Below are 10,183 nucleotides of genomic sequence, written 5' to 3'. Positions count from 1 at the left end.
TATGGTATGAAGATTTCTGAAATTTCAAAGAGCGTGCAAGCGCGTGTAAAAAACGATTTGAATGTCATGCTCGGTATCGTGGCTAGTGAAGTAAATGTGACGGTACAAGGTGTGCGCATGCTAGGCGACTAAAACCTAGTTATAAGGAGTTGAGAACTGTGGAAGTTGTAACGACGATTACCAACGTCGAGTTTGGTAAGATGATCAACGCGGCAGCCGATGCGCTGAAGAATAACGCGGAAAAGATTAATAAATTAAATGTGTTCCCAGTACCTGATGGTGATACGGGAACAAACATGACGTTGTCAATGGCCAGTGGTGCCGAGTACGAACGTAATGAAACGGATACCCACTTGGGTGCTTTGGCGCAAGCAACGTCGAAGGGCTTGTTGATGGGTGCTCGTGGTAACTCAGGTGTTATCTTGTCTCAAATTTTCCGCGGTTTTGCCGGAAAGATTGCTGATAAGGAAACTTTGACAGCCCGTGATTTGGCTGACGCCTTGATGGGCGGTGCTGAGACGGCGTATAAGGCCGTTATGAAGCCAACCGAAGGAACTATCCTAACTGTTATCCGTGAAGCCGCTGCGGCCGCTAATCGGACGGCTAAGGAGTCTGACGATGCAGTTGTTGTGATGAAGGCAACGTTGGATGCAGCGGAAAAGGCTTTGGCATCAACACCTGACTTATTGCCCGTTTTGAAAGAAGTGGGGGTTGTTGATTCAGGTGGACAGGGTCTTGTAATTGTTTTGGAAGCCTTCTACACAGTTTTGTCTGGTGAAGAAGTGACGACTGAAATTGATAATGCGGCTTTGGATGCCATGGTAATGGCTTTGCACAATGCCGGTGTACAAGGTGATTTGAACCCTGAAGATATCACTTATGGTTACTGCACGGAAATCATGGTGGATATCGCCAAGGGAACGACCTATGATCAGGAATTTGATTATGATACATTCTACCAACACCTAGCTGAAATGGGTGACTCATTGTTGGTTATCAACGATGACGAAGTTGTTAAGGTGCACGTGCACACTGAAGACCCTGGTGAAGTGATTAACTGGGGAACGCACTTCGGTTCATTGCGTAAGGTTAAGGTTGATAACATGCGTGACCAACAAGCTGAGGCGGCTGCCGCAGCTGAAGCCCAACGTGAAGCTGATGCTGCAGCAGCGGCTGAAAAGCCTGCTGTAGATTTGGCAGTTATCACAACGGCGGCTGGTGCAGGAATTAAGGAATTGTTTGCTTCTTCAGGAGCAACGGTTGTGATTGATTCTGAGCAAGCACCTTCAACGCAAGACTTGGTTAATGCGGTTAAGGATAGCGGTGCGAAGGAAGCGTTGATTTTGCCAAACGATAGCAATATCTTTATGGCAGCAGATCAAGCAGTTGAAATCGCAGACGTGCCAGTTAAGGTTGTTCGTACGCGTACGATTCAACAAGGTTTGACGGCGTTGGTTTTGGGCTACAACCCAGAAGGAACGCTTGACGACAATGCTGAAGCGATGACAGCAGCCTTGGGTGATGTTAAGTCTGGTGCCGTGACGACGTCTGTTCGTGACACGACGCTTAATGGCTTGGAGATTCATGCTGGTGATGCAATTGGTTTGTTCGATGGTGAAATCGTCGTGGCAGTACCAGATGCTGATATCCATCAAGCTGCGGTTGAATTGCTGGGCAAGATGATTGACGACGATTCAGAGCTTGTGACGGTTTACTACGGTCAAGAAGCAACTGAGGATGACGCAAACAAGCTTGAAGAAGCTGGCTTGGTACTTGATGAGGATTTGGAATTTGAAATCCACGATGGTGGCCAACCACTTTACCCAATCTTGATGTCAGTTGAATAATTTAATGTAAATATGAAAAACGCCAACACGTTCGCTAGTTCGAATGTGTTGGCGTTTTTTTGCACAAAAATCACACCTATCCCCAAATGAGGGCTTATTCGAGCATAAAAATGAGTAAATGGTTAAAATTTAAGCAAAAGCACAAATAGTTCGTCGGAAAATGTTGGGGGATTAATCGTAACGTTGCCGTGGATTGGGTGCATTTTATCGATACAATGCAGAAGATGGCCAGAGTATGCATTTTGGTTGTACGTAACGGGGAAACACAGAGAAGTAGACTGGAAGTGAGGATAAAAGTCTATGGCGATAGAAAATACAACGTATAAAAAGAAGAAGAATAAGCAATGGTTGCGGTACGGCACAACCTCTTTAATTGTGGCGATGGGCTTAGGTGCTGGTGCAACCGGCCAAGCCATGGCAGCAGAAGATCCAACGACGACGGATATTGATCCAACATCAACGAAAACAGGCGAAGATGACAGTCAAAATACAGATTCAGATAATCGAGATGTTGACGGTGATGGCCTAGATGATGAAACGGGCCAACCAATACCAACCAATACCAACTAATCCAAGTGATCCAACGATGGTTAACGATAGTGGTACGACGTCAAGCCCAACTGAAGGTGAAGAGACAACCGCCGTGGCAGAAACGCCGGCTGACCCAATTGTTGTACCTGCTGAGGAGACGGCAACGGTTGAATCGTCAACTGACAATGTGGTTGAGACGCCAACGGAGACAGTTTCAACGACAGTGACGCCGACGACGGTGGTTGCAGAAGCGCCAGTTACAGAAGCTGAATCGGTTGCCGATAGTGACACTACGCTTACTCCATCGACAGTTTCAGAGGTGGCGGAATCAGCGACGTCAACACCTAGTACAGCGACGACAACAGCAATTAATGATGAGAATCAACCAGCCGAAACTGCAGAAGCAACAGTCGATTCTGTGTCAGATTCGGATGCGGTTCAAACTGATGAGGTACTACCAACTGAAACAGTTTCAAACCAAGATGAAAATACGGTGACGCCGACTGAATCGACAACGGGTGACGTGACTGATGAAACAACGGGGGATCAAGATGAAGCAACCAGCGTCGACGTTACGACTGAAGCGACGGATAGCGATGCTTCGTCGACCGATGCAGGGCAGGCAACTAGTGAAGCGTCTTCAGAGGCCACGTCAGTTGCCACAGGGTCATCTGAGACGGCCAGTGATCAAAATGCGACTGTATTAGGAGAAACGAACGCCCCAACGGCGACTGTTTTAGGTGATGAACCAGAAGCAACGACCACGGCGCCAGCGGGTGTGACCGTGTCAATTGACACGCCGATTACGGTGCCTAACAAGGAAAGTTTTACAGGCGCAGATTATGGCTTGAGTAGTACGGTCACAGTCACGTATGCCGACAAGTATTTGTGGATTAATTTACCAGCTGTTTATAATTTGAACAGTATTGATATGGATGCCCTGAAAGCCTATGCTGTGCGTAACAGAATGGTGATTTCATTCCTGCAAGCTGGTGAACAAGCGAAAGACACCACGACGGGATTAACTGAGGCGCAGCAAGCGACGTTTGACATGTTTAACAAAGATGCGTTCAATTTGCTACCTGCAACTGAAGTGATGAATGATAACGGTACGGTGATTGTCTATTGGCCCGATTCAACCGAGGCTAGTGCAACGTTTGATTCAGTTGATCACGATGACATTCGGGTGTGGGCTGAAACAAACGGCTTGGATTGGGCGGTTGCTTCTGAAGCATGGCGTCGTACGCAGGGACAGACTTTACCAGCCGGAGATTCAGTCGCAAATAGTTCAAACTTGCCAACATATTTCCAAAAAGATACGAATTTGTTGACGTTCTATTACTATGCAGGTGGTTTCACCGATACGACAGGAACGAAGTGGTTAGTTGGTGTGGCACGAAACGTTACTAGTGATCCGTGGAGCCAAAAGGTCGTTTCTGGAAGTACTGTGATGTTGACGAGTTATAACGATAGCGGGATTACGGGTCGTCAGTATGTTGCCAGCGGTGGCACGTTGATTGTTGGGGGAACAACATTTAAAAACAATATAACCAATGGTACTGGAGACTACGAGGTTACGAGTGGTCGAAGAGATGGGTCAACAACAAATACGAATTGGCGAATGACCGGTATCAATGTCTTTGCGAAAGCAGCGGATGCAAACTATTACTATGCCATTGATAACGGCGATGGGACATATACGCGTACGACAGATCGTATTCCGGAAAATCCAAGTGCAGGCGAAGGGGCAGATGCCAAGGTTAACCAATTAATTGGTGGAACTGGTGGCGGTTATGATGATGAATTTACCATCACATCAGATGTCCTACCTGGCTACCAACTGGTACCATCATTAACACAAGTATCATCGCAAAAAAGTACAACAACGAGTGGCAGTGGGACGACTACGAAGCAGACGGTTACGGGTGCGTTTACCAACATGAGTACGGATGTCTATACGATTGCTGATTCGCGTTCTAAGTCAGCCATTATGGACCCGAATAATCCATTCAATTTGGCACTGGTCCGGGCCTATGGATTTGACGTATCTGCAGTGCCAAAAGATGCAGTTATTCGTAAATTTACCAACCAAACTAATCCAGCTAATTACACGGTAATCATTTATTGGCCGGCGGTGGATGCCAATGGTAATGTCACGTCAATGACCCAAATTACGTGGAGTGGGAACACGAATGTCATCACATTTACGATGCAGACGGCCGGTGCAACGACCGTCTCACCTAATTTGGTGAATACGTACACCATTCCTGATAAACCGTTGACATTCTATTTGGCGACAAACGCGACAACTGGGGCAACAAGTGTTGTGGCAGCAACATCGCAGCCAACTACGAGTGGGATGTCGTACGCTAAAATCACCGGTGATTTGTACAAGACAAGTGATGGTAAGTACACATTGTCAGCTACAGACGCTTTTGGCAATGCGAACGCAGTTATTTCAACACCAGATTGGGCCGATGAAGATCGAAATGGTTCGATTGACGGCGGTAGTTTCTTAGGATTTGGTGGTACGGGACTTGGTAATTTGGGCGGTTATATTCAACCGTTGCTGCCTAGTGAATCAGGCGTTAAATTTTACTATGTCGCGGCGCCACAATTGGCCACAGTTGGTCTCCAAACTGCGGTGCAAAATGCCGATGGAACGTTCTCGTTAGCTAATTCAACAGCGATTGCCAATACGGCTGGTATCTCAAATTATAATAATGCGACTGCCGGTCAAACTAATTCAGCCCTACAAGGTGTGACCGGTGGACAGATTGGTGTGAAAACGACGGCATCGCCAAATAACGATTGGAGCAAAATAAATACAAACGTGCCAGGGTATACATACGTCGGATTTACCCTGAACGGTGGTGCTTTACAGTCGGCCAAGAAGACCGATGGTACTTATGCTTTGCCAAGTGAAAGTGCGGCAACAAAGTACAATGCCACGGCGGGTACATCAAAAAGCGGTACGGCATTGACCGATTCTGCTGCTGATGCGATTGTCCTGTACTATGTGAAGGACACGCAGCAGGCGCAAATTAAGTTTGTGATGGCGGATGGTACAACAGCGCCGGCTAATGTTAATCTGACAGGTAAAACAGGTGAATCATTATCAAGCGATATTGCAAGTAGTATTCCTGCTGGTTACCATATCGACACAACAAAAACGACGACTACCGGTTCGCCGGCAATGACACTTTCTGGTACAACTGTTTCGGGAACGTATGATACGACGAACAACAGTTTGAGTGCGACAGATAGCAGTTTGCAGACGATGACAATTACCTTAGTCGCGGACACACAAACGGTTAAGGTACGTTATATCGACGTCAACGGGTCAACCAAGGAAACGGGTTGGACAGCGGCCGATGGTACTGAAATCACGGATTGGGTGCAAACCGTTAACGGTGCGACAGGTAAGACCTATACAAATGCGCTCGGGTCTGTTTCACAAAGTGGATATGTCATTGTGGCGCAAGATGCCGGAGCAACGGCAGGAACATTTGATAATGATACAGCCACGGATCAAACTTACTATGTTTACTTGAAGCACAACACCGTAGATGTAGAAGGTGGTAAGGAAGGCAATGCGCGCTGGACGGTTAGGTCAACAGTGCGTTATCGCTTTGAGGATGGTACCAATGCCGCGAGCGCTAATGTACGCACGACGGAATTCTTGGCCACTGTTACGTATGATGCCGTAACCGGTGAGGAACTGGCGGTTACGTGGGAGACGGAGACGTACACGTTTGATGACGTAGAGTCACCGGTTATTCAGGGGTATATTGCGGACAAACTAGAGGCCGGGGCGGCAACCGTCACCTACACATCCGCAGGAATTGCGGCAATTGTGACGTATAAGGCATTGGGAGCTTGGACGCCAAGCTTCCCAGATACGACACCAGATAATCCACCATCAGATATTACGTATCCCAATGATCCTAACGATCCAACGCAACCTGATCGGTCAAATCCATCGGTGCCGGTTGTACCATATGTGCCAGGTTATACACCAGAAGGACCAAATGGACCACTGACGCCAGTCAATCCAAATGACCCAAGCGGTGGTTATTTGCCACCAGATGTGCCAACAGATCCGACGGCTGATACAACCATTGTTTATCATGCCAACGAACAGACGGTGACAGTTAACTATATTTATGTCGCTGACGACGGAACTCGTACAACGGTTAAGTCAGAATCGTTCACGGGTAAATCGAATGCAGCTTATACGCATGAATTGTGGGATTACGAAAATAATCCAGACCAATCATATGTGCTGGTGTCTAAGGATGCGGGTGCTGAAAGTGGTGTATTTGATGCTGACGATGACGAGACGCAAGTCTTTAATGTTATTTTGGCAATTGGAACTGAATCTGTCCCAGGTGGTAAGGACGATGATCCAAACCAAAGCGATTATACGAAGACAGTGACGCGCACGATTCATTACGTCGACCAAGCTGGTAACCAGATGGTCGATGCAAACGGAGATCCTGTGCCAGATCGCATTATGAGGCATACGTTCACTGCGACAGTGACCTATAAGGTTGACTCAAATGTACCGGTTTCGGTTGAATGGCCAAATGATGCGGCCACATTTGCAACGGTTAAGAGTCCGGTCATTACAGGGTATGTAGCAGATGTGACGCAAGTCGATGCGGATAATATTGACCACACTGATACAGACACGACGTATACGGTGACATACAAGCCAATGGGAAGCTGGACGCCAAGTTTCCCACCGAATACTGAAAATGTGCCGAGTGATCCAATTCAATATCCAAACGATCCGAATAATCCAACGGACAATGAAACGCCACACGATCCGGCTGAACCAGATGATCCAGTGATTCCATATGTACCAGGTTATACGCCGGCAGGACCAGATGGTACGCCACTAAAGCCGGTTGATCCAGAAAATCCATCAGCTGGTTATATTCCACCAGCACCGACAGATCCAACTGGCGATACGACGATTAATTACACGCGGAATACACAACAAATTATTGTTCGGTATATCGATGACACAACCAACTTGGAAGTGCCTGATTTACGGCAAACATTCTCAGGAGAGACTGACCAGGCGTATACAAACACACTCGCTGATTATGCAGCCCTTGGTTATACATTTGTTTCCGCCGATGCTGGGGCGTCCGCCGGAACGTATGATCGTGATGATTCAAAGACCCAGGTTTACTTGGTTCACTTGACACACGGTACGGTGGTTGTTGATGGGGGTCGTGAGAACGATCCGAACCACGATAGTTATACATCAACGGTGACTTCAACAGTGCATTACGTTTATGAAACAGATCAAACCGAAGCTAAGCCTGATAGCGTACAGGAAAAGAATTTTACGGCCTCGGTTACCTATGACGCAGTCACTGGTGAAGTGCTGTCCATTGTATGGCCAGCTGAGTCGCAAAACTTTGACGATGTGCAAACGCCAGTGATTGATGGTTATTTTGCTAGTGAAGGTTCAGTTGCTGGTGACGCTGTGGACTATAACGATGCCAACCGTGAAGAAACTGTTACCTACACGAAGCTGGGTTCTTGGATTCCACATGTTCCTGATTTACCTGAAGAGGAGCAGTTGAAGACGCGTGTCTATCCAAATGACCCAAATGACGCGTCAAAGGTTTGGACGCGTGATGATCCAAACTATGTTGAAGTGCCGGTACCATATATCCCAGGGTATACACCAACGACTGACGGTAGCAGCATTCCATTGGAGCAAATTGATCCAAATGATGTGACGAAGGGTTACTACCCACCAACGGTGCCGGATAACGCAGCTGCAGACACGCCGATTTATTACGTGGCGCATCCCCAAACGCTGGTGGTTGTGTACGTCGATATTTCAACAGGCGATGAAGTCGAAGTGACTGAACTCCAACAAACGTTAACCGGTACAACGAACGCGGCCTATACAAATACCTTGTCAGATTATGCTGCGCGAGGTTACGTTTTAGTTAAGCAAGATGCAACAGCAACTGAAGGGAAGTATGATAACGCGGATAACGTGACGCAATTTGCCAAGGTTTACCTGGACCACGGGACGGTTGTCGTAACGCCGGACAACCCAGGTGACCCCGGTAGCCCAATGTATCCAGATGTGCCAGATACGCCCACTTGGCCAGTAGGGACGGATATTGATGGCGTTAAGCAAACGGTTAATGGCGTTATTAGTTATCAGTATGCTAATGGGGATGAAGTCTTTCCAGATGTCACACGTACAGTGACGTTCGAACGGTCAATTACACTGGATGCGGTAACTGGCGAGCAAATTTCAACGACGGACTGGGTGGTGACGGCTGGTGATGATGACTGGCCAGAGACGCCGAGTCCAGTGAAGGAAGGTTACTATGCTGATATCTCAGATATTTTGGCGGTAACGATTGCACCAGGCGATTTTGATCGTAGTTACATGGTGACGTACTACCCAATGGGACAGTACGTACCGGTATTCCCTGAAGGTACTGAAAATGTGCCAAGTGATCCAATTACGTACCCAAATGACCCAGATAATCCGGGTAATCCTTTGGAACCGGGTCAAGGAACGCCAGATACGCCAGGTGACACAGATAATCCAACGGTGCCATATGTGCCTGGCTTTACGCCACAAGGTCCAGATGGCACGCCTTTGGAGCCAGTTGACCCAGACAATCCAAGTGCGGGTTACTGGCCACCGAAAACGCCAACCGATAATCCGGGTGGCGACACGACGATTACCTACACAGCGAATGAGCAAAAGGCGACCGTGACGTTCATTGACGATACGACGGGTGATACGCTGCAAGTTGTTGATTTGACGGGTAAGTCGGACAAAACGGATGCCTATCGTACAGCAACTGACATTGCGACGTACGAACGTGCCGGATATGTCCTTGTGAGTGATGATTATCCAATGGATGGTGTGGTTTATGACCGTGTTGATGATGAAGACCAACCGTTCACAGTGCACTTGAAGCAAGTCACGATTACGGTTGAGCCGAATGATCCAAAGGACTCGGGAACAGATATCTTTACGCCAGGTGACCCAGTTGATCCGAATGACCCAAGCAGTCCAACATATCCAGAAAGCCCATACACGCCAGGTGACCCCGTTTATCCGGATCAGCCAGATGGACCGACGGTACCTGATACACCAGGCGACCCAGGGACACCGGTTGATCCAGATAATCCAAGTGGTCCGACATGGCCAGCAACGCCAACGTACCCAAGTGGTGTCACCAAGGATGATTTGAACCAGACAGTTACGCGTACGATTACGTACACGTATGCAAGTAATGGCGAAAAGGCATCTGAAACGGTTACTGAAACGTTGACGTACAGTCGTACAGCGACAGTTAATGCGGTGACTGGGGCGGTGACGTATGGTAATTGGCAGACGACTGATTCAACCCTTGATAAGGTTGATTCGCCGTTGATTTCGGGTTACGTGGCTAGTCAACTACTGGTTGACGAAGAGACAAACGTTGACGCGATGGCCGACGATAAAACTGTTGCAATCACGTATACCAAGCTTGGTCAATGGGTGCCATCATTCCCACCATCAGCCGATGATGAGAATGTGCCGAGTGATCCAATTGATTATCCAAACAACCCAAGTGACCCAACGGCGCCGCTAGAGCCGGGTGAGGACAATCCAAACGATCCAGGTACGCCGGCCAACCCAACGTTGCCATATGTGCCAGGTTATACACCGGAAGGACCAGATGGGACGCCGTTGACGCCGGTTGATCCAGATAATCCAAGTGCGGGTTACTGGCCACCAGAGACACCAGCGGATAAGCCGG

The 10,183-nt window shown here is 48.0% G+C and carries 3 protein-coding genes and 1 pseudogene; all 4 read left to right on the top strand.

Annotation, left to right across the window (positions count from 1 at the left end; genetic code table 11):
• Positions 1–132: Asp23/Gls24 family envelope stress response protein (locus WEIDD23_RS12825; RefSeq protein WP_156469621.1), on the top strand; the 132-nt coding region annotated here is incomplete at its 5' end.
• 26 nt (positions 133–158) lie between these two features.
• On the top strand, positions 159–1,847 hold the full coding sequence (locus WEIDD23_RS09265) for a DAK2 domain-containing protein (protein ID WP_010372789.1): 1,689 nt from the start codon (positions 159–161) through the stop codon (positions 1,845–1,847).
• Between the two features lie 300 nt (positions 1,848–2,147).
• The gene (locus WEIDD23_RS09260; protein ID WP_010372794.1) at positions 2,148–2,417 is read left to right on the top strand and encodes a hypothetical protein; all 270 of its coding nucleotides are present in this window, start codon (positions 2,148–2,150) and stop codon (positions 2,415–2,417) included.
• Positions 2,418–2,433: 16 nt separating this feature from the next.
• Positions 2,434–10,183, top strand: a pseudogene (locus WEIDD23_RS14835) (mucus-binding protein); the annotation flags it as partial.

The sequence above is a fragment of the Weissella sp. DD23 genome (assembly GCF_001579105.1).
Taxonomy (GTDB): domain Bacteria; phylum Bacillota; class Bacilli; order Lactobacillales; family Lactobacillaceae; genus Weissella; species Weissella cibaria.
The sequence above is the reverse complement of the archived record's forward strand: the minus strand, read 5'-3'. Positions and strand labels throughout refer to the sequence as shown.

Excerpts from the sequence above, each read along its gene's own strand:
- WEIDD23_RS09260 (WP_010372794.1), top strand. The coding sequence starts at position 2,148 with ATGGCGATAGAAAATACAACGTATAAAAAGAAGAAGAATAAGCAATGG.